18 protein-coding genes are annotated in these 22791 nt (G+C 42.1%); 5 read left to right on the top strand and 13 right to left on the bottom strand.

Going from position 1 to position 22791, the window contains the following annotated elements; genetic code table 11:
- Positions 1-247: 247 nt before the first annotated feature.
- From ispH to murJ, 6 genes are all read right to left on the bottom strand, one after another.
- Positions 248-1207: a 4-hydroxy-3-methylbut-2-enyl diphosphate reductase gene (gene ispH, locus ACQ96U_RS10770; protein WP_431721255.1), complete on the bottom strand. Its 960-nt coding sequence runs from the start codon at positions 1205-1207 to the stop codon at positions 248-250.
- A gap of 2 nt (positions 1208-1209) precedes the next feature.
- On the bottom strand, positions 1210-1716 hold the full coding sequence (locus ACQ96U_RS10765; RefSeq protein ID WP_431721254.1) for an FKBP-type peptidyl-prolyl cis-trans isomerase: 507 nt from the start codon (positions 1714-1716) through the stop codon (positions 1210-1212).
- Positions 1717-1730: 14 nt separating this feature from the next.
- Positions 1731-2225, bottom strand: a complete 495-nt coding sequence (lspA, locus tag ACQ96U_RS10760; protein WP_431721253.1) for a signal peptidase II — start codon at positions 2223-2225, stop codon at positions 1731-1733.
- A gap of 101 nt (positions 2226-2326) precedes the next feature.
- Positions 2327-5149 (bottom strand): isoleucine--tRNA ligase, encoded by a 2823-nt coding sequence (gene ileS, locus ACQ96U_RS10755; protein WP_431721252.1) that lies wholly within the window; start codon positions 5147-5149, stop codon positions 2327-2329.
- Between the two features lie 45 nt (positions 5150-5194).
- Positions 5195-6130 (bottom strand): bifunctional riboflavin kinase/FAD synthetase, encoded by a 936-nt coding sequence (gene ribF, locus ACQ96U_RS10750; RefSeq protein WP_431721251.1) that lies wholly within the window; start codon positions 6128-6130, stop codon positions 5195-5197.
- Positions 6131-6224: 94 nt separating this feature from the next.
- Positions 6225-7805 carry a murein biosynthesis integral membrane protein MurJ gene (gene murJ, locus ACQ96U_RS10745; protein ID WP_431721250.1) on the bottom strand — a complete coding sequence of 527 codons (1581 nt, stop codon included), beginning with the start codon at positions 7803-7805 and terminating at the stop codon, positions 6225-6227.
- Between the two features lie 359 nt (positions 7806-8164).
- Here murJ and rpsT point away from each other — a divergent pair, with 359 nt between their 5' ends.
- Positions 8165-8434, top strand: a complete 270-nt coding sequence (rpsT, locus tag ACQ96U_RS10740; protein ID WP_431721249.1) for a 30S ribosomal protein S20 — start codon at positions 8165-8167, stop codon at positions 8432-8434.
- A 97-nt stretch (positions 8435-8531) separates the two neighbouring features.
- Here rpsT and proB read toward each other — a convergent pair whose 3' ends face one another.
- From proB to rplU, 4 genes are all read right to left on the bottom strand, one after another.
- Positions 8532-9674, bottom strand: coding sequence for a glutamate 5-kinase (gene proB / locus ACQ96U_RS10735; protein WP_431721248.1), 1143 nt, complete (start codon positions 9672-9674; stop codon positions 8532-8534).
- 142 nt (positions 9675-9816) lie between these two features.
- A complete protein-coding gene (gene cgtA, locus ACQ96U_RS10730; protein ID WP_431721247.1) occupies positions 9817-11013 on the bottom strand; it encodes an Obg family GTPase CgtA in 1197 nt (398 codons plus the stop codon).
- A 277-nt stretch (positions 11014-11290) separates the two neighbouring features.
- Entirely contained in the window at positions 11291-11548 is a 258-nt protein-coding gene (gene rpmA, locus ACQ96U_RS10725) for a 50S ribosomal protein L27 (RefSeq protein WP_027707084.1), read from the bottom strand.
- A gap of 21 nt (positions 11549-11569) precedes the next feature.
- Positions 11570-11884, bottom strand: coding sequence for a 50S ribosomal protein L21 (gene rplU / locus ACQ96U_RS10720; protein WP_431721246.1), 315 nt, complete (start codon positions 11882-11884; stop codon positions 11570-11572).
- Positions 11885-12448: 564 nt separating this feature from the next.
- Here rplU and ACQ96U_RS10715 point away from each other — a divergent pair.
- The 3 genes from ACQ96U_RS10715 to ACQ96U_RS10705 all read left to right on the top strand — a co-directional run bounded on the left by ACQ96U_RS10715 (position 12449) and on the right by ACQ96U_RS10705 (position 15338).
- The gene (locus tag ACQ96U_RS10715) at positions 12449-13429 is read left to right on the top strand and encodes a polyprenyl synthetase family protein (protein WP_431721245.1); all 981 of its coding nucleotides are present in this window, start codon (positions 12449-12451) and stop codon (positions 13427-13429) included.
- Between the two features lie 347 nt (positions 13430-13776).
- Positions 13777-14859, top strand: coding sequence for a GIY-YIG nuclease family protein (locus tag ACQ96U_RS10710; protein ID WP_431721244.1), 1083 nt, complete (start codon positions 13777-13779; stop codon positions 14857-14859).
- A gap of 236 nt (positions 14860-15095) precedes the next feature.
- Positions 15096-15338, top strand: coding sequence for a hypothetical protein (locus ACQ96U_RS10705; protein ID WP_431721243.1), 243 nt, complete (start codon positions 15096-15098; stop codon positions 15336-15338).
- On the opposite strand, the gene ACQ96U_RS10700 is transcribed toward ACQ96U_RS10705, so the two are convergent.
- The 3 genes from ACQ96U_RS10700 to gorA all read right to left on the bottom strand — a co-directional run bounded on the left by ACQ96U_RS10700 (position 15300) and on the right by gorA (position 21487).
- Positions 15300-16625, bottom strand: coding sequence for a Na+/H+ antiporter family protein (locus ACQ96U_RS10700; protein WP_431721242.1), 1326 nt, complete (start codon positions 16623-16625; stop codon positions 15300-15302). The genes ACQ96U_RS10705 and ACQ96U_RS10700 overlap by 39 nt on opposite strands.
- Before the next feature lie 465 nt (positions 16626-17090).
- Positions 17091-19844, bottom strand: coding sequence for a response regulator (locus ACQ96U_RS10695; protein WP_431721241.1), 2754 nt, complete (start codon positions 19842-19844; stop codon positions 17091-17093).
- 275 nt (positions 19845-20119) lie between these two features.
- A complete protein-coding gene (gorA, locus tag ACQ96U_RS10690; RefSeq protein WP_431721240.1) occupies positions 20120-21487 on the bottom strand; it encodes a glutathione-disulfide reductase in 1368 nt (455 codons plus the stop codon).
- Positions 21488-21624: 137 nt separating this feature from the next.
- Between gorA and ACQ96U_RS10685 the strand changes: the two genes are divergently transcribed.
- On the top strand, positions 21625-22761 hold the full coding sequence (locus ACQ96U_RS10685; protein ID WP_431721239.1) for a methyltransferase: 1137 nt from the start codon (positions 21625-21627) through the stop codon (positions 22759-22761).
- Positions 22762-22791 lie beyond the last annotated feature (30 nt).

Genomic DNA, 22791 nt, shown 5'->3' with positions numbered 1-22791 from the left:
CGGCCAACTTGTTCCATATTTTTTAAAGAGAGTTATTTATTAATTTAATACAAATACCAAAAACAGTATTTACGTGAAGTAGAACAACAATTACAAGTAGATAATAACTAACAGTAAATAGATAGTTTTTTTGAATTTATTGAGCGAAAGCTATAGCTTTCACTCTTACTTATGGCGGGGCAAAAAAATGGTCGGTAAAAAACTGAAGGGTAAGGTAAATATTCAGGGTCTTAACGATGGAAAATAATTAATCATCAACCATTTTTACTCTAAGCTCTCTAGGCATTGAAAATACAACATTTTCCTCTCTGCCTAGTAGCTCATTGGGATTTCCTTTTGCACCCAGAACTTGCAGACGATCAATAACATTTTTTACAAGCACTTCAGGTGCAGATGCTCCAGCGGTAATACCCACCGTTGATTTATCTTTCAACCAATGTTCACTAATTTCATCGGCTGTATCAATAAGATACGCTTGAGCGCCCATACGCTCAGCCAGTTCTCTCAACCGATTAGAGTTAGAGCTATTAGGCGAGCCTACCACCAACACTAAATCACAATCCTTAGCCAGTGTTTTAACTGCATCTTGGCGATTTTGGGTGGCATAACAAATATCATCTTTACGGGGACCTTTAATGAATGGAAACCTCTCCCGCAATGCATCAATGACTTTTGCAGTATCATCCATCGATAGTGTGGTCTGCGTTACGTAAGCTAATTTTTCAGGATTATCGATCAGTAACTTCTCAACATCTCTTTCGTTTTCAACCAAATAGATACGGCCACCAAAACTGTGATCGAACTGGCCCATTGTTCCCTCAACTTCTGGATGACCATTATGACCAATCAATATGCACTCATAACCATCCCTACTATAACGAGCCACTTCCATATGAACTTTTGTCACTAATGGACAGGTCGCATCAAAAACTTTTAGCCCTCTTGCTTTTGCTTGTTGCTGAACAGCTTTTGATACACCATGAGCGCTAAAAATAACAATCATACCATTAGGTACTTCATCCAGCTCATCAACAAATACTGCACCACGAGCCCGTAAATCATCCACCACAAATTTGTTATGAACAACTTCATGACGTACGTAGATGGGTGGCTCAAATAGCTCCAATGCTCTATTAACAATGGCTATAGCTCGATCAACACCAGCACAAAAGCCACGAGGATTTGCTAATTTCACTGAAAAAGTCATCGCTAGTCACTCACCTGGTCTGGTTGTCGTACAGAAATTATCTGCACATCGAAAGTAAGGGTTTTACCTGCTAGCGGATGATTAAAATCAACCCACACCCATTGTTCGTCAAATGACTTTATTATTCCGGGTAATTCCGCTTTATTAGCATCAGCAAATGACACCATAAGCCCTTCAGTTAACGCCATCTCTTGACCAAACTGCTCGCGCTTTATTTTTTGGACATTATTTGGATTAGGTATGCCAAAACCTTGCTCAGGCTTTATTAAAAACGCTTGTCTAACACCCTCAGGTAATCCCAATAATACCTGTTCAAACCCAGGCAGTAAGTTGCCATCTCCCATCGTAAACGTTGCAGATTGTTTTTCAAATGTTGAATCAACCACTGAACCATCATCTAGCTTAAGGGCAAAGTGCAGCTCAACAACACTCCGAGCATGAATCCGGTTTACTCTAGTTTCTTCCTTAGCCGTAACATCTTCACTCATTTCACGACTCGACGTTGGCATCTACACACCTCCTTTCATTGACGAGAGGGTTTACGGAATAAATCAATAATCAAGATAAAAGCACCAATAGTAATGGCACTATCTGCAATATTAAACGCAGGAAACATATGGTTTTCCCAATGAACCAAAATAAAGTCTACTACGTGACCAAGTACCAAGCGATCATAAAGATTTCCAAGCGCTCCGCCTAAGAGAAGTGCAAAAGCCGCAGCCTGCCAGCGATCATTTTTGGGTAGCTGTTTAAGCCAAAAAATTAATAATGCACTCACTCCACACGCTATCAAACTAAAAAACCAACGTTGCCAACCTGAAGCTTCACTCAAAAAGCTAAACGCAGCACCCGTGTTATACGCTAAGGTAAACCCAAAAACAGGTAACACAGGAACAAACTCATGCATTTCAAGCTGACTCTGTACAAACGCTTTTGATGCTTGGTCCAAAATAATGACCAATACAGATAGCCACAGCCAGTGCAGCATACCTTTTTCTGGATTCAATGCTTGCTCCATTATTCGTCTAGTCCTAAGTCATCGTACTTAAGTAAAAAAGGGGCTCTCCCTTAGGAGAAAGCCCCATTTTATGCTGAAACAATAATGTCTCAATGCTGAGATCAACAATACTGGCGATGTTCACCACTGCCTGTGACGTTGTCTACACATCGACCACAAAGCTCAGGATGATCATGATGTTGACCCACATCTTCCCGCTGATGCCAGCAACGCACACATTTATTATGAGCTGAAGGCTTAACGGAAACAGATAAGCCATCAAACTCTGTGGCAACGGCATCAGCTGGTGCATTATCGATATCCAGAAGAGAGGCTGATGATGTAATCAGTGCAAAACGTAGTTCATCGCCTAGCTTACTTAATTCCATCTTAAGGTCTGGCGAGCAATACAACTCAACCTCAGCTGCTAAGCTACCACCAATCTTGCCTGCTACTCGTGCATTTTCAAGAGCTTTGTTTACAACTTGCTTCACGTCTTGGATTGTACGCCAATAGCTAGCACCCATTTTGCTACTTTCTGGTAGAGGTTGTAACCCTTCATACCAAGTTGAAAACAATACCGACTCTGCACGTTCACCTGGTAAAGCCTCCCAAATTTCCTCAGCAGTAAAACTGAGAATAGGTGCAACCCACCGTACAAAAGCCTCTACAATATGATACATCGCCGTTTGGCAACTACGCCGTGGCAAACTATCAGCTTGTGTGGTGTATTGACGATCTTTAATCACATCCAGATAAAAGCTACCTAAATCCAGACTACAGAAATGGTGAATCGCCTGATAAACCGCAATAAACTGATAGTTGTCATAGGCCGCTTTCACTTCTTGCTGAAGCTGCCAAGCACGATCAACAGCCCACCTATCTAACGCCAACAATTCATCAACAGGTAGTAAATCCTTTGTTGGATCAAAACCATTCAGGTTAGCCAATAAGAAACGTGCTGTATTACGAATACGACGATAAGCATCAGCGGTACGCTTTAAGATTTCATCAGAAACCGTCATTTCACCACTATAATCAGTGGCTGCCACCCATAGTCGAAGAATATCCGCACCAAGTGTGTTCATGACTTGTTGAGGCGCAACCACATTACCCAATGATTTGGACATTTTGCGCCCTTGCGCATCAACGGTAAAACCATGGGTCAATACTGCACGGTAAGGTGGCTCATTACGCGTGGCAATGGCTGTTTTCAAAGATGATTGAAACCAGCCACGGTGTTGGTCAGAACCTTCCAGATAAAGATCAGCAGGAAAACGAAGCTCTTCTCTATGCTCTAAAACAGCAGCATGGGTAACACCCGAGTCGAACCAAACATCCAACGTATCGGTCACTTTGGTGTATTGGTCTGCCTCGTCTCCTAACAATTCTCTGGAATCCAGATCAAACCAGGCATCCATACCCTGTTGTTCAACTTTAAGGGCAACTTGCTCAATTAAAGCTTCTGTATTGGGATGCAATTCCTGTGTTTCTTTATGCACAAACAAAGTAATTGGTACGCCCCAGGTCCGCTGCCGTGAAATGCACCAGTCGGGACTACTTTCCAGCATGACTTCCATGCGACTTTGTCCCCAGGCAGGGGTCCACTTCACTTGTTTTACTGCAGCTTTGGCCTTAGCTAACAGACCATTTTTATGCATACTAACAAACCACTGAGGTGTCGTACGATAAATTAAGGGGGTTTTAGTCCGCCAACAGTGAGGATAACTGTGCTGTAATTTACTCTGGCGCAGTAATGCTCCGTGAGCCTCAAGTTCAGCAACAATTTTTTCATCTACTTTATAAACATGCTCTCCTGCGAACTGCTCAGCCTTGTCACTGAAAATGCCATGATCATCCACCAGCTTGAGAGTCCCCAAACCATAACGTTGTCCCACCACAAAGTCATCAGGACCATGATCTGGTGCAGTGTGAACTGAACCTGTACCGCTATCAGTGGTGACATGATCAGCCATCATCAGCATAGAAACACGATCATAAAAAGGATGTTTAACGCGCAGTTTATCCAGAGCCTTGCCTTCTGCAGTGCCAACGACTTGGTAATCACTGACTTCATAGCGTGCCATGACTGATTCAACCATGGGTTCAGCCAACATAATCACTTCCTGACCCAAGCCAAAGTCTGCTTGTACCAATGCATACGTTAATTCAGGATTGAGTGAAATACCTTGGTTTGAAGGCAGTGTCCAAGGCGTAGTCGTCCAGATAACAACTGAAATATTACCTTCTGGCGCTTTTTTAAGATCAAATGCCGCCAAGAATGTTTCTACATTTTCAGGCGCAAAGCGAACATCAATTGAATAAGAGGTTTTATCCTGGTACTCAACCTCGGCTTCAGCCAATGCAGAACCACCCACTACGCTCCAATAAACTGGCTTCTCGCCTTTATGTAAATGACCATTTTTAGCTACACGACCTAGCGCGCGAATAATATTGGCCTCAAAGGTGTAATCCATTGTTAAGTAAGGATTATCCCAGTCGCCAAGCACACCAAGACGTTTAAAATCCTTGCGCTGACCTTCCACCTGTTTCATCGCATATTCACGGCACTTTTTACGGAAGGTTTTATGGTCGATTTTAGTACCTGCGCGACCCACTTTACCTTCTACCTTATGCTCAATCGGTAAGCCATGACAGTCCCAACCAGGTATATAGGGTGCATCATAACCAGACAGGGTTTTTGACTTAATAATAATATCTTTGAGTATCTTGTTGACTGAGTGACCAATGTGAATATCACCATTCGCATATGGAGGGCCATCATGCAAAATAAATTTATCCCGACCTTTGCTGACCTCACGAATTTTTTGATACAACCCTTCTTGGTACCAGCGCTTAAGCATCTGAGGCTCACGTTGCGCCAGATTCGCCTTCATAGGGAAGCTCGTTTTAGGTAGGTTCAGCGTCGATTTATAGTCAGTCATGATTGTTTATACCAAGTACTCAAGTTTGCTTTTACCTATTGATGATCATCGGTGGAACAATTGTTGGGCCATCACAATGTCCTTTTCGATTGCCTCGCGTAAGGCATTGATAGATGAGAACTTTTGTTCATCTCTCAGTTTGCTGACAAATTCTACCGCAAGTCGCTTACGATACAAGTCACCAGAAAAATCTAATAAATGCGTTTCCAGCATGGGCTGCTTACTGACCACTGTTGGTCGCCAGCCAATATTCGCTACACCATTTAAGGGTTGCGAACCATGCCCATGAACCTTAACTGCATACACACCCTGAAGTGGTAATTGGCAACGCTTTAGTGCGATATTAGCGGTAGGCACACCCAGTGTTCGTCCTAGTTGCTGTCCTCGTATTACGCGTCCTTGAATCGCATAAGGCCTTCCCAGAAGCTGAGTGGCAAGTTCAAAATCGGCTTCCTGTAAAGCTTGTCTAACCCAGGTGCTGCTAATACGCTTGTTCTGAAATAGCACACTATGCGTATTTGTTACGCTGACACCATGCTGTTCACCATACTCATTCAGTAGCTGAAAATCCCCTCTTCGATCACAGCCAAAGCGAAAATCATCACCCACAACAAGATACTTCACAGCCAACCCATTCAATAAAATGCGCTGTATGAACTCATCCGCTGTAAAGGCACGGAGTTGACGATTAAAATGTAAGCACAGTACTTTATCGACATTGTATCGTTTTAAGAGATCAAGCTTTTCCGTTAGCGAGCACAGCCGAGCAGGTGCATGTTCACCATCAAAAAACTCTCTAGGTTGCGGCTCAAATAACACCACAACAGAGGGTAACCCAAGCAGCTCAGCCTGTTCTTTTAACTGGCTTAAGATAGCCTGATGCCCTCGATGCACGCCATCAAAGTTACCAATGGTGACAACACTGCCATACTGCTGTTTGAGGTTATGTAAACCACGGATGAGTTCCATTGCCTTACCCACTTACACTCCAGGGCCAGCCATTATATAGCAGGGCCTCTGTGCTGAACACCGGGAATTACGATGCGAAACACTTAGACTTTTATTCTGCCGTGTTTTAATGCGCTAAATGACGAGGCCTAAACCCGCTAATAAATAAAGCAGCAACATAGGTTAGTACACCGACTGATACCAGCAAGGCAACCTGCAAAGCTCGATCAATCCACCCCCAGCTCAGCCAAAGGGATACATCCGCCATTAATTCATAAACCACAAATATCATCAGACTATTGGCTAACAGCATTCGCAAACTCAATAGCCGCCAACCAGGTTGCAATTTAAAGACACCTATACGATGTAATCCCCAATACAACATACCTGCATTTAATAAAGAAGAAAGCGAGGTTGCCAGCGCTAATCCTGCATGCTTAAGCGGAATGACCAGAATGACATTTAAAATCATACTGGCAAACATTGCTTTAATCGCTATACGAACAGGGGTTTTGGTGTCATGCCTAGAAAAGTAACCAGTCGCCAGTACTTTAATTAACATAAAGGCAACCAGCCCTAGAGTATAAGCGCGTAGGCTTTTAGCAGCATTAAAGACGTCACTGTCTTGCATTGCTCCGTAGTGGAATAATGTGGCAATGAGTGGCTCTGCCAGGACAAACAATGCTAAGGCAGAGGGAATTCCAACTAAACAGACTAACCTTAATGCCCAATCAATGGTGCGAGAAAAACTCTCTGAAGATTGCTCAGCATGTTTGCGAGATAAGCTAGGCAGAATAACAGTAGCAATAGCAATCCCAAAAATACCTTGGGGTAATTGGGTTAAGCGTTCAGAGTAATACAGCCAAGAAACACTGCCTGACTCAAGAAGCGAAGCCAAAACCGTATCAAACAAAACACTGAGTTGATAAACCGATGCGCCAAATAAAGCAGGAACCATCAATTTCATGATTCGCTGAACACCCTCATGGTGCCATCCCCAAAGCGGCCAAGAAAATAACTGCAGCCTGATAAGAAAGGGTAACTGAAAACACAGTTGAGCAATGCCCGCCAACATAACACCATAGGCTAAAGCCATCACAGGCTGGTCAAACCATGGCGTCATGAGCAAGGTAGATAAAATCAAAGCAACATTAAGTAACACAGGTGTAAAGGCAGGAATGGCAAAACGGTTGAAACTGTTTAGCACACTTCCACATAAAGCCGTCAGCGATATCAACATCAAATATGGAAATGTTATTTGCAGCATATCAGCTGTCAGTGCAAGCTTTTCTGGCATTTGCCGAAAACCAGGGGCAAAAATAATAATAATCAAAGGGGCTGCCAAAATGCCAATACTGGTAATGAGGAGCAAGCTCACTCCAAGCGTTCCCATGGTTCGCCGGACTAACTCCTGAACCTCATTAAATGAACGTTTTGTGTGATACTCAGTTAGAACAGGGACAAAGGCTTGTGAAAAAGCACCCTCAGCAAAAAGACGCCGAAAAAAATTTGGAATTTTGAATGCCACAAAAAAAGCATCTGCAGCTGCCGTAGAACCAAAATAGTTTGCAACAATATTATCTCGTGCAAGTCCCATTACCCTTGAGATAAATGTCATCACTCCGACAATGGCACTGGAGCGAAGCAAACCATATGATTTTGGAGGTTTTACAGATTTTGCCTGATGCGAAGGTTCAGTTTCACTCATTACATGGTATCCAAACAGATAGTATCTATACCCAAAATGAAGGGTATAAGCTAAAAAAGTGAATTATTATAACTTTTTCTTACACAACAAAAGTGATGTATCCACTTATCTTTAGATTTTCCCCTGATCAAACATTATTAACAGCCTACGCAACAAGGCCATAAGCTGTTCATTTCACTATTATCATTTGCGTTAACTTGCCCGCCTATCTATCTTGCTTAGTGAAGAGACCTCCTATCCCATCTTGAGTACCGTGATAAAAGCACGCGTTTTACTGGACAAATATTGACAATGACAGGCCAAATGGGCATAGTTGCGCGTCTAATTTTGTATGGTGATAGCATTCAAGGAGCAAGACGGTGGCAAATACCCCCTCTGCCAAAAAACGTGCACGTCAGAATGAGAAGCGCCGTAAGCATAACGCCAGCCTGCGCTCTCATGTACGTACAGTAATCAAGAAAGTCGTTGCTGCGGTTGAAGCCAAAGACGTCGAACAAGCTAAGGCTTCATTTACTGCGGCAGTACCTGTGATCGATCGAATGGCCGATAAAGGCATCATTCACAAAAATAAAGCAGCGCGTCATAAGAGTCGCTTGTCTGCTAAGATCAAGGCTTTAGCTGAAGCTTAAGGCTAGTTAGCCTGATAAAGCCGGCTGTCGCCGGTTTTTTTTTGCCTACGATTCCTGAGCATGTCTTGACGTTTTCAGGTATCACTTTTTACGTTTTCTACCCATCTCTTAATAGCACAAGATTATCCCGATGAATCAACTCGGGCTCATCCACATAACCTAAAATACCCTCTATCTGATGACTTGGCTTGCCAATAATCTGCTTTGCTTCATCAGCGCTATAGTTCACCAAGCCATTGGCTATAGGCTCACCTTGGATATCAACACAAGCTACCATTTCTCCTCGTTGAAAGCGCCCTTCAATAGCAGAAACACCAACAGGCAATAAACTTCTTCCTTCTTCCATCAAAACTCTTACAGCGCCAGCATCAATAACCAACCGCCCTCGCGTTTGAAGGTGTCCTGCCAGCCATTGCTTACGAGCAACTAATCGCTCTTGTTCAGGCGTGAGCAGTGTGCCAATTTCTTCTCCAGCAGCCACCCGAGTCAAAATATCAGATTGCGCACCTCCAACAATAACGGTCTGAGCCCCTGACCGTGCTGCCAACCTGGCCGCTCGAACTTTCGTCATCATTCCGCCACGACCTAAAGTGCCAGCACTACCAGCAGCCATTTTATCCAGCGCTTTACTAGACGCAGGTGCCGTACTTACAAGTTTGGCTGTCTTATGGGTTCTAGGGTCAGCATCATACAAACCTTGTTGATCCGTCAAAATAACCAAAAGGTCTGCCTCAACCAGGTTGGCAACCAAAGCACCTAAAGTGTCGTTGTCTCCAAAGCGTATTTCATCAGTGGCAACCGTATCATTTTCATTAATGATCGGAATAACACCTAACTCCAACATGGTTCGTAAAGCGCTTCGAGCATTTAAGTAACGCTGTCGATTGGATAAGTCGGCATGGGTAAGGAGCACTTGAGCTGGAGAAATATTATGCTGCCGAAAAAAACTTTCGTACGCCTGAATCAGCCCCATCTGGCCTACTGCTGCTGCAACTTGTAGCTCATGGATAGCTCTTGGCCGAGATGCCCAGCCCAATCTGACCATTCCTTGAGCAACAGAACCTGATGAAACCAGCACCACTTCGATGCCTTGTCTGCGAAGAGTAGCTATTTGCTCTACCCACTGCTGCATTGCTTCCGTTGCTAAGCCTTTACCATTTGCAGTCAGCAGAGCACTACCTATTTTGATAACCCAACGCTTTGCTTTGGTCAGTTTTTCTCTTTGATTATCTTGCTGCATGAAAGTTAACTACGTGAAAAACGTTAGCCCAATCTTGGCTAACAAACTGATGCCTCTCAGCCATTTGATTAGCCAAAAAATATAAGTGCTTATTTTATAAACAAATATAAAAACAGTCTTTTATTACCATAATATATATTAATTATGGGACATAAAAAACTTCAACATCACCATCATCATTATCGTCATCATCATCTTGATGTTTGGCGGCATGTTTACGTGCTTTTCGTTGCTCAGCCAAAATACGCATTTGTTCTCGAGCTTCTGCTTCCATTTGCGCTTTAAACTCTGCCTCTTCCGCAGCAGCATCAGGGTTAGAAGCTTCTTCTTCAGCCTTAGCTTCAATGTAATTCATAATATCCTGACAAAGCTGTTCTGTGCCTTTTCTGGCAAGCGCAGAAACAGTATACACAGGTCCTTGCCAGTTCAATGCATCAACAATATTTTGTTTTATTAATGCTAAATCATCTTCTGAAACTACATCCACTTTATTCAACACCAACCACCGCTCACGGGCAGCCAATGCAGGGCTGAACTTTTCTAACTCTTGAATAATGGCACTGGCTACCTGCACAGGATCACTGCCATCCATAGGGGCAATATCAACCAGATGCAGCAAAATTCGACAACGAGCCAAATGCTTCAAAAAGCGTATTCCAAGACCCGCCCCATCAGAAGCACCCTCTATTAACCCTGGAACATCAGCAATCACGAAGCCTCGATGTTGCTCGATCTTAACGACTCCAAGATTAGGTACCAGCGTTGTAAACGGATAATCTGCCACTTTAGGCTTAGCATGAGATACCGCACGTATAAATGTTGATTTGCCAGCATTTGGCATCCCTAATAAACCAACATCAGCAATAACCTTTAACTCCAAACGTAAATTCCGTTTTTCACCAGGCGTACCTTTTGTTATCCGCCGTGGCGCACGGTTGGTACTGGACTTAAAGTGAGTATTACCTAAACCGTGATGACCACCTTTAGCCACTAATAGCTTGTCACCCACATTAGTCAGGTCACCAATCACTTCTCGCGTATCTTCATCAATAATCGTGGTCCCAGCAGGAACCTTCAACACGATATCACCACCTTTTTTACCCGAGCAGTTTCGGCCACGACCATTCTCGCCTCGTTCTGCTCGATATTTAGGTTGGTAACGGTAATCAACCAACGTATTGAGGTCATTATCTGCAATTAAATAAACACTACCACCATTACCACCATCCCCTCCATCTGGGCCACCTCTCTCGACAAACTTTTCACGTCGAAAACTTAAGCATCCATCACCACCATTTCCAGCCTCAACATAAATGGAAGCTTCATCGACAAACTTCATGTTTTAATCACCTTTCACAGATCGAGCCCAAACAGGAGAGAATCATCCTACTCGCGCAAAAAAATATTGCCACCATGCTTTCTATACCTAAAGCGAAGGATTTTTAGGGGCGGCCGTCAAGTGAGGAAGCCCAGGAGCTTATATAAATAAGTGACTGGGGTGAAGAACAAAGACAACAAACCCTAAAATTGATTCGCGAAGGGTATATTTAAGTTTAGGTGTTGAAATAAAAAAGCCCCGACAAAGCGGGGCTTTTCATGAAAACTGAAAGGCGATTTTAAGCCGCTTCAATCCGTACATATTTACGGTTTTTAGGGCCTTTAACCTCGAAAACCACTCGGCCTTCAGCTTTAGCAAACAATGTGTGGTCTGTGCCCATACCTACGTTTTCACCTGCATGAAAACGTGTGCCACGTTGACGCACGATAATGCTGCCTGCTGGAACCAGTTGTCCACCAAAGCGCTTAACACCTAAGCGTTTACTCTGGGAATCGCGTCCGTTACGGGTACTACCCCCTGCCTTCTTGTGAGCCATGCTTCAGTCTCCTATCTTAGATTAGCCCGCATTAATGCCAGTAATTTTTACTTGGGTGTACCACTGACGGTGCCCCATTTGCTTGCGATGGTGCTTACGACGTCTGAACTTGACGATTTGCACTTTCTTACCGCGGCCATGCGCAACCACTTCAGCAGAAACCTTGGCCCCTTCAACTTGAGGTGCACCGATTTTGATTTCTTCACCGTTAGCAACCAACAGTACTTTGTCGAACTCGACTGCATCACCTGTTGCTACTTCCAGCTTTTCTAACTTTAGGGTATCCCCTTCAGCGACTTTGTACTGTTTGCCGCCACTTATGATTACCGCATACATGTATCTATCTCCGAAAATCCACAGCCGCCTTTTTGTTAAAGGCATCCAGTCAGATCTGGAATTTATAAAACCGAAAATACCTATGCGCAACACACATTAAGACTGGCGTTATGCATACTAAGATTGCTTCCCATAAACAGTTATAACATCATAATGACAAAGCGATAGTCTGCCTTAACTTGATGATACTGATAACGTTTATAACAAACAGAAGAAATCCAGGATTCTCGCGCGTGAGCGCGCAATTCTACGGAAATCCCTTGAGTCAAGCAAGTATTACCTGCTTTCATTTTAGCCTATATCTGTTTCCACCTGTTTATGGTCCAAAAGCACAACCTATACCTCTAAAATGTGACACTATCGAAAATACTCTTTTGATCCATTCCCAATCTATTTATGAGTTAACCCTAAACTTTGGGCAAACAAATGAGATAAAGTGTTTTGCAAGTAAAAATCATTCCCAGTGGGTATATCTGACATAACATCCGCGTTATCATTCTTGACAGAACGTTTCTACCCCCCTAGCATGCGGGCGGTTTTCTTTAATCGTGCACATAAAATCTCATGCCTGAATCCAAGCTTGTTCAAGATATCTACGCAGTCGTCGCTGATGACTTTGCTGCTGTTGATAAGTGCATCAACATCCAACTAACATCACAAGTTCCTCTAGTCACTAAAATCGCTGAATATATTGTTCAAGCTGGTGGTAAACGACTCAGACCTTTACTCGTACTCCTTGCATCTCGTGCCTGTGGTTACCAGGGAGATCAGCAAATTTCACTGGCAGCTATTATTGAGTTTCTCCATACAGCTACGCTTTTACATGATGATGTTGTAGATACTTCAGATCTAAGGCGAGGCAAATCTACAGCAAATGCCAAGTGGGGTAACGCCCCAAGTGTATTAGTTGGTGACTTTCTTTATTCCCGTGCATTTCAAATGATGGTGCAACTAGGGCATATGGATATTATGAATACTTTATCTTCAGCCACTAATATCATTGCTGAAGGTGAAGTAATGCAGCTTATGCGTATAAGGGACGCCAACACCTCAGAAGCAGACTATCTGCAAGTCATTCATGGTAAAACAGCCATGCTGTTTGAAGCTTCTACTCATACCGCAGCTCAGCTGGCAAAAAGTAACAAAGAAGTGTGCGAATCTCTTCGTCGTTTTGGCTGTCATCTCGGCATGGCATTTCAGCTAGTTGATGATGTGCTTGATTATCAGGGTGACACTGAGGCCATGGGTAAAAACATTGGTGATGATCTTGCTGAAGGCAAGCCTACCCTACCGCTGATTTATACTATTCAAACAGGATCACCTGAAGCAGCTAAACGTGTCAGACAAGCTATTCAAAAACCCGAACAGGTCGATATTAAAGAAATCATTGGTATCATCTCCCAAAGTGGAGCACTTGACTACACCCTAAAGAAAGCCACAGAGCAGCAACAGTTGGCTACAGATGCATTAGCCATTCTGCCACCTTCCACCTACAAGACAGCATTGCTTAACTTAGCCGAGTTTGCCATTAAACGAAGCTTTTAAGATCAGTATCATAATACTATTGCCGCCTATTATTCATGGCGGCAACAATCTGGTCACGAACCAGCAGCTAGGCACATTTTTTTAAAGCCATGTCACCTAAGATGCCTCTTTCTAGCGATTACTCAGTTAAAAAGATGCACTTTTCTAGTTAAGGCTTTGGTAAAACCAATCTCCTATTTTCGTGAAAAGTAAACATGACTGAACATCAGTTTCCGTATATTTATTCTGATCCTTTTGCTTTTTATCACTTTTTTTCAAAAGAGCACTGTCAACCCCTACCAACATAAAACTTCCTCTGTATAATTTCGCTCTTTTTTTGGGGTCTATTCAGTAACGAAGGTGTCACCTTGTTAATCTTCACGGTAACAAACAAGATCACTGGTCAGGTTTATGTTGGTACGACACGTAACCAACTTGAAGTACAATGGGCGAAAATTGTTGCCGCAGCCGAAATGGATCTTGATTTCCCTCTATATAAAGAGATTCTTCGGTACGGCACAGATGAGTTTAGTGTTGAAGAATGGGATTATGCGGAAAGTAGGGACGAGCTTGCTGAATTAGAGCAAGAGGCGATCAACACATACAGTGCACTGAGCTTAAAAGGCTATAAGTTAGGCTCATCGTCAAATACTATTTGTCGCCCTGTACGTAAAAAAGCACCAGCAAAAGCTAAACGAAGTAACCCTGACACGCCAAGCGCTAGTGATCAACAAGCAGCAACAGCAAAGCAGCAGCAAGCGCCTGTTCCTGCTAAACCACCATCACCATCAGCAGAAACAATGGCCAAAATAGAAGCCCATGAAGGACCTTCTATTTTACAGCGGCTTACAGCAAAGGCTAAATCTTATGATGCATACACTCATCATAATGGTCGAGGTACGGCTGAAGCTACTGCACCGCCATCTAAAAACAACACCGCTATGTGTAGCCCAGCACCATTACCAGAAGAGGTAGCACCTATAGCGCGTACGGTTGTTAAAGAAAAGAAGCCAGCAGTTCAGCCATTAACGACTTCTGCCCAGATTCAGACAAACCAAACTGTGGAGGAAGAACAACCATCTACAGTAGGGTCTATCCTTAAACAGCTGACTGAACAGGCCAAGGCTTATAACAACCAAACAAAAGCAGCTGGTGATCGTCAAGAAAACTCAGAAGAAATACAACCTTCTTCGTTAGTGGCTTTAGAGCAACATCAAGTTGAAGACGTTAGTCCACCTGAGCCAAAACCATTAACGGAAAAAGAGCTACAGATGGTTGCAGCTATTGAAACTCAGCGGGATTTAACTAAACAGAAAACACCTACAGAAATGGAAAGTGAAAAGCAATCTTTGTTAGCAATACTGGAAAATCTAAATGAGATGGCTGAACAGCTCAAAGCCCAGTATTTACGCCCTCAAAGCTGTTGGAACACATTAAAGCAAACAGCTTAATCCTTATAAAAATTTATTTTAAGTGCTTTTAGCCTACTTGGTTATAATTTAGCTGCTTACCTTCACTTAAAATTTATATACGTGCTAATGACTTTCCCAGAATTAGGTGTCCCCTATTCTGGGACTTCACTTTATCTTTTTCTCAAGCCAGCACTACATTTCTCTCATCTATCTCAGGCGAACTATTCTGTTAGTCGTTTAGTCAAAGGCTGTAGAAGGCGAAAAGAGTTCTTATTATGCCTAATCTTTCCAGCTCATCATTAAAGAAACTGCAACAAGCTGTCGCAGAAATGCAGCAGATGGAAGCGGCATTAGCCCTTAGTTATTACCAGTGCAGTGAAGTCATTAAGCAAATGCAACAGGTAAGAGAAGCTTTTGGAAATCCTTTTATGACAGCTTCCCTTCCACCAATTTCGATGTCTTCTCATGGCAAGACACGACTACAACATAATTGCGGCGACCCACCCAAAAACAAGTAATGGCAAGTTATAGTGAAGAAACGTAGGTACCACTGTATCCCATATATGATTATGTTGCCCATCCATATTCAGGCCAGCCGTTGGTCCTAACGTTGAGTCAGAAGTAGGTGAACCTGCATCACCAAGCGCAGCAGCTGTGCCTACTAACGCAACAATTGCCAATGGAGAAAACCCTAACTGCATTGCAAGAGGTACATAAATTGCGCTAATAATTGGAATCGTTGAGAATGACGAACCAATTCCCATAGTAATCAATAACCCTACAGCCAGCATTACCAGTGCCGCTAAGCTCTTGTTGCTACCAATGAGCGCTGCGGAATTGTTCACCAAATTAGCAATATCTCCTGTCTGCCTTAGTACTTCAGCAAAGCCAGCAGCAGCGATCATGATAAATCCCACCATTGACATCATCTTCATACCATCAACAAACACGCCATCAGACGCTTTCCAGTTGATAACGCCACTCAGGGAGAACACTAGAAAACCAATCATTGCCCCTAAGATCATTGAGTCAGTCAATAATTGAACAATAAATGCTGCAGCAATGGCGGCAATAGACATACCTAAGCTTTTTGCTGAGTAAGAAACAGAGATACTTTCAGCCTGTTGAATTTTTTCAAGATTGTACTCACGCTTGCCACGGTATGAGAAAAATACAGCAACTAATAACCCAACCAGCATTCCCAAAGCAGGAATAAGCATGGCTTGTGAAGCATTAATTCCTTCAGTGGCTAGACCATTATCAGCCAGGTTTGCCAGCAATATTTCGTTAAGAAAGATACCGCCAAACCCAATAGGCAAAAACATATAAGGGGTAATTAAACCAAAGGTCAGAACACAGGCAATTAAACGACGATCAAGATGCAGTTTCGCCATAACCATAAGCAGTGGTGGAATGAGCAAAGGAATAAAGGCAATGTGGATGGGAATAATATTTTGCGAGCTAATGGCAACCAACACGAGCACAGTAATTAACCCATACTTCAACTGTTTTACTTTTTGAGGTTGATCGCCATTCTTTCCTAACATTGCTACTGCTTTATCAGCAATCAAGTGCGGTAGACCCGACTTGGCAATCGCAACCGCAAATGCACCTAATAGCGCATAACTCAATGCGACTTGAGCACCTCCACCTAACCCTTTACTAAAGGCATTAATTGTCTCTTCTAAGCCAAGCCCTCCTATTAATCCCCCGGCAATAGCACCAATTATGAGCGAAATTACCACGTTAGTACGCAATAAGCTGAGCACTAACATGACCAAGACTGCAACCACCACTGAATTCATAGTTCGTTAACCACTTCATTTAGTCTGTTGTTTTTCAAAAGAACAAGATCATAACCGATCAGCTTTTGATCACCAAGGCCGCAAACCAGCTAAAAACCTGACTATTGATCTCTGAACAGGAAATGAAATGTGTATACAAAGTCTTTCCTCATTAGTGCTATACACGCTATTCGTAGTCCCGAACCTTATAAACCAACATAAAGTTAAACAGTTAGCACTTTACTTACTGCGATTATTTTTTTTCAAATAATTTCATTTTACGGGAAACTTTTAATCCACACCTTTGTCTTACTAATTACCATGATGCAACCGGATATGGAGTTATCTGGTTTTCATTGAGTCTCCCCGGATACAGGCAGCTTGTATGAAAATACAACTGTCTGTTTTTTTTGTTCTGCTAAACCCGCTATAGCCCCCTCCAGTAGTGTTACAGGTCCTCTTTAAATACATAATGTGCAATGAATGTTAGACCAGATCAGCCGTCTCAGAGGTACAAGCGTGCTCACGAACCTCATCAATAAGCTGTTGGAAATCAACTAACTTAACAGGTTTCGTCAAATAATGGTCCATACCGGCTTGAAAACACTTCTCTCGCTCTCCTTCCAAAGCATTTGCGGTTAAAGCAACAATATATATATGTGACTGCTCAGGCTCTAAAGAACGAATTTGCCGAGTAGCTTCATAGCCATCCATCACGGGCATATTGCAATCCATAACAATAAGATCAAACCCTTGGCTTTGCCACATATGAACCGCTTCTTGTCCGTTATTTGCGACACTCACCTTACATTGCAATTTACTCAACATTCTAGCGGCTACTTTTTGATTAACTGGATTATCTTCAGCCACTAGCACCTTAAGCTGTCCAGCATTTTCATCAGCCATTTGGTTCACATCAAACGCTTCAGGTAAATCCATATCAGGTTGAATATAACGGGTAATAAAGCCATGTGATTTATTCAACAAGGCATGATAGAGGGTCAGAAAGTCTTTATGTTTTGTTGGGTGTGATAAATAACCTTTAAAACCGACCACTTTAAACTGATTAGCTTCTCCGCAACGAGGGAATAAGCTATACCAAATCATCGCTAACTGACGTATAGCAGGATGAACCGCACGTATATGCTGTAATAACTTGGGATAACTTTCACTCATGAGTTCACTACTGATAAGTAAGCATTGATATTCCTGCAAGCTGTTTTTACCTACCCAATTCGCCAACTCTGTTAATGAAGATAAATGCACTAAATGCAAATTCACCTTTTTCGCTAAGCATGCAATGTAATTATAAATAATAGGACTTTCGCCTAACCAAATTCCTTTTAATAAACGTTGTGTACTATGTGCAGGCTTATTAATCAGTGGTTCTGTAATACACACTGTTGGTAAAGATAACGTTAATGTAAATCGGGCAGGATTATCCACTGTTGATTTTTCGAGTTTTCCCCACATTAATTCCGCTAACTGCCGAGCAATAGCCACACCTATAGAATCAGCACTTTCATTTTCCTGGGCCACTGATGTATAACGCTCATCAAATAGATCCCACGTTATTAATTGACCACTATCATGAATAATAAATTTAATCACCGCTTCATCAACACTCTTGTGCCCCTGCACATCCAAGGCAATATACCCCTGGTCAGTGTGTTGAATAGTATGACTAATGAGGTTAAGTAAAACTTGACGAATTCGAGCAACATCACCCTCTAATTGTTCGGGCAAATAACTAGCAATATCATAGAGCAAAACCACTTGCTTTTGCGCCGCGCGAAAGGCACTTAAAAAAACCACCTCTTCCACAAGTGAGCGTAATAAGAATGGTTTACGTTGAAGAGAAATTCGTCCTGCTTCAAGGGTCGTATAATCCAACATATTGTGAATCATCGCTAAGGTCGCATCTCCAGACTTCAACGCATAATCAATATATTCTTTCTGTTCCGGTGTTAACTTTGTTGCATCCAATAAACTCAACATGCCCAGAATGCCACTTAATGGGGTTTTTAGCTCATGTGTGACATTAGTGACAAACAAACTCTTTTGATAATTTGCCAGTTCTGCAGACTCTCTGGCTTTGACCAAGTCATACTCTACTTGCTGTCTTTGTTCTATTTCTTGTTTCAATACTTTATTCGTTGCTTCCTGCTCTGCTACTAATCGTTTACTGTTTTCAAGCAAAGTTGTCGTTTGTTGACTTTTTTCTATAAGAATACCCGCTGTAAACGCCAATTCTCCGAGCTCATCTTTACGGTACTTGCCTGGAATTTCAATATCAAACTCTCCAATTGATAATAATCTAAATGCGTTCGTAATTTTCTTAAGAGGGATAACAATTGTTAAAATAAGTAATATTGCAATAAATATGCTTAGCAAACAAACTACACTCACTACCAACCACTTATTTTTTACGATATTCTGAAACTCTTTATCAAAAACCTTACCAGACTGCTCGACTTGAAGAAATGCATGTCTTAATAAGTTTTGGTAGTGGTTTTCTAAATGAGATAGATCAGTGGTTAATTCTGGCCAAAGAGATGCCACACTAAGGTAGGCTTGGATTAATATCTCTAAATCATTCACTAATCCAGTTATTTGTAGTTTAGCTGGCTCCTTCTTCTGTCTTAATATTTCTAATTCCTGCTTATATTCTCCAGCAGTAACCAACCACTGATTATTTAAATTTTTATATTGATCGAATAGATTTGTAGACAACAACCATTGTTTTATATCTACAAGTACTTGGTTTTCTTCAGAACTTAATAACGGCTGGAGTGACTGGGTGATAAGACTATCAACATCAATTAATAACCTTGAATGGAATTGCTGAAAGTGAAGATTTTCAGTTCGCAATGTATCGACATGTTGAATTAACGAGCTAAAAAGTTCAGGTTGTTCATATGGTAAAGAAGATGGGCTTACCAGTTTAATTTTTTCCAGATCTGCGTAACCCTCCCTAACCTCCAAAACAAGACCTTTAAACTGTTCTATATTAATCAGTGTATTTTTGTTTTCTGTCTGTAAAAAAAACTTCAGCTTACTGATTTTTTCTCCAACATTCAGTAACTCTGTTATACTTAGTTCGCTTGCTCTAACCTCATAAAACAACTCATTCACACTACTTACACTGTTCAAGCCATTTGCCACCAACAAAATCATTGTTAGCAACAAACAAAAAAAGAGTGCAAATATTTTTCCTTTAATTGTCAAGCTATTTCGCATAAGGTCCATTTGCTTAATGTGTGCACCCTTATCAATGGGTAGATAACAATGATTCCCTGCAAAGTTTACGTAGCTGAGAAAAAAACATAAAACCTTAACGTCATTTACAAACTATTGAGTGAACTGAAAAATTTGTCCTCTTTATACTATAGTAGTCTACTTCAATCACTCTAAGGCCAATAAGTAATATAAAATTAACCTAAAAATAATTCATGACGGGTATAAAAGGGACTCAAAAGTCCCTTTTATATTAAGGGCATATCTAAAAATACTGTTTAGTTTTCAGCCACAGGCTCACGCATGGTGACAAACTCTTCTGCAGCAGTGGGATGTATACCTATTGTTCTATCAAACACGGCTTTTGTTGCACCCGCTTGAATCGCAACAGCCAGTCCCTGCATAATCTCTCCCGCTTCAGATCCCACCATATGGCAACCAATCACTTTATCAGTCACCTTATCCACAATAAGCTTCATCAGCGTTTTTTCCTCACTACCGCTGAGTGTATGCTTTAAATGGCGAAAACTGGTTCGATAAATATCCAGTTTGCTGTAACGATCCCTTGCCTGAGCTTCAGTTAACCCTACAGAAGCAATATTAGGATGAGAAAACACTGCAGAAGGCACCAGAGAATAATCAATAGGCTCATTACTCCCCTGGTACCAGTGACGTACCAAACTCATTGCTTCAGCCAGTGCCACAGGTGTTAGCTGCACGCGATTAATCACATCACCTAACGCGTATATTGAAGGTACGGATGTTTGAAAATGGTCATTGACAACAATTGCGCCATGTTGGTCTGTTTCAACCCCCACTTGCGCTAAGTTCAAACCCAACGTGTTTGGTACTCGACCGGTAGCGTATAGCACTAAATCAGTGTTTAACTCTCCTCCCGTTTTCAAGTGACATTGCAACGTGCCATCTTGCTGCTTATCTAAACGAGAAATATCTTCACTAAAGCGTAACTGAATACCTTTTTTATCAATCTCATCACGCATAAAATGACGTACATCGTCATCAAATCCTCGTAAAAAAAGCTCTCTTCGGTAAATTAATGTGGTTTCAACACCCAACCCATTAAAAATGCTCGCAAACTCCAGCGCTATATAACCTCCTCCTACAACGACTGCACGTTTTGGTAAGGCATCTAAATAAAAGGCACCGTTTGATGTAATCGCATGCTCATGACCGGGAAACTCAGGAACAAAAGACTGTCCTCCTGTCGCAATTAAAATTCGCTCAGCTGAGTAATGACCATCGCCCACTTCGACAGTATGATCATCGACAAATCGTGCATGTCCATTAATGATGGTTACACCAGCACTTTCCAGTAAGCGCTGGTATATACCATTCAGTCGTTGTATTTCCTTATCTTTATTTTGCCTTAATACTGACCAGTCAAAGTGAGTATCATCAATTGACCAACCAAAACCCCTGGCATCATGAAAGTCTTCAGCAAAATGTGCAGCATAAGAAAATAGCTTCTTGGGTACACAACCTACGTTGACACACGTCCCCCCCAAAAAAGTAGACTCAACAACGGCTACTTTTGCGCCCTGTGAAGCGGCCATACGACTGGCCCGAACCCCTCCTGAGCCTGCACCGATAACCAATAAGTCATAATCGTAATTCGAGTTCGCCATGAATAGCATCTCTTTAATTGCGCAGATAAAAACAAACTTCAGTATAATGCGGCCATTATAGGTCAGCCACTGAATGCAGCAACTCCCTACATGCATGAGCTGAATCTGTTCAAATATGTTTATTGACCGGCAACGTAATGAAAAACTTTAGTAATGCCATAACTGACTTAAAACTCGCGCGCTATCCACTAAGCGCCAAAGATACTTTGCAAGCCTGGGATGCTGCAGATGAGTACTTGATAGAATTTATCGCAAAATCCACAAATGACTGGCAGACGCCTATCATCCTGAATGATCAGTGGGGTGCTCTCTCGCTTGCACTTCACCAAAAACACCCCACCGTTATCAGCGACTCTTTTCTCAGCCACCACGGCATTATTCACAACGCTCAAATCAACCAGATAGACAATGCAGATATCTCACTGCTCACACCATTATCAGTCCTTTCTGGGAAATATGACCTTGTCATTCTCAAAGTCCCCAAAAACAATGCGCTATTGATTGAACAACTCACACATCTACATCCTTACCTTTCTCCCAATACTACATTTGTTGCTGGAGGAATGATAAAACACCTTCCATCAACACTTATCCAGACATTAGAACAATACGTTGGTCCAACCCAGGCATCTTTAGCGCAAAAAAAAGCACGTCTTTTTCACAGTGAAGTCAATATTAATTCAGTTATAAAAAAGTCTGCCCCCAGTGCTTATAAGTTTTCTTTTCTTAATCACACACTAACCGCTTATGGCTATGCTAATGTGTTTGCACGACAAAAATTAGATATTGGCACTCGGCTGCTTTTACAGCACTTACCCTCTTTGCCGCTAGAACAAGCCCAACATATTGTTGATTTAGGCTGTGGTAATGGTGCACTTGGGGTCTGTGCAGGCATAATGAATCCTAATGCCCAAATTACTTTTACTGATGAGTCATTTATGGCTGTAGATTCGGCTAAATTAACCTGGCAGCACACTTTTCCAAACAGAAAAAATGTGCAGTTTATTGTCAATGATTGCTTACAAGGGGTATCACAAGAAGCTAATGAAATTCTGTGTAATCCACCCTTCCACCAACAACACACTGTTGGTGATCAGATTGCACGAAGGATGTTTACCCAAGCAAAACAGAAATTAGCATTCGGCGGGGCTTTGACAGTCATCGGTAACCGGCATTTAAATTATCATGTAACCCTTAAGCGACTTTTTGGAAATTACACACTCATCGCCAGTGACCGAAAATTTGTGGTGCTTCGTACAATAAAATCCTCTTAAATAAAAAAAGGACCTGCGCCATGGTCCTTT

It is taken from the genome of Zooshikella sp. RANM57 (assembly GCF_050749885.1).
Classification (GTDB): Bacteria; Pseudomonadota; Gammaproteobacteria; order Pseudomonadales; family Zooshikellaceae; genus Zooshikella.
Note: the sequence above shows the minus strand (reverse complement) of the source record. Positions and strands in the feature narration are given on the sequence as shown.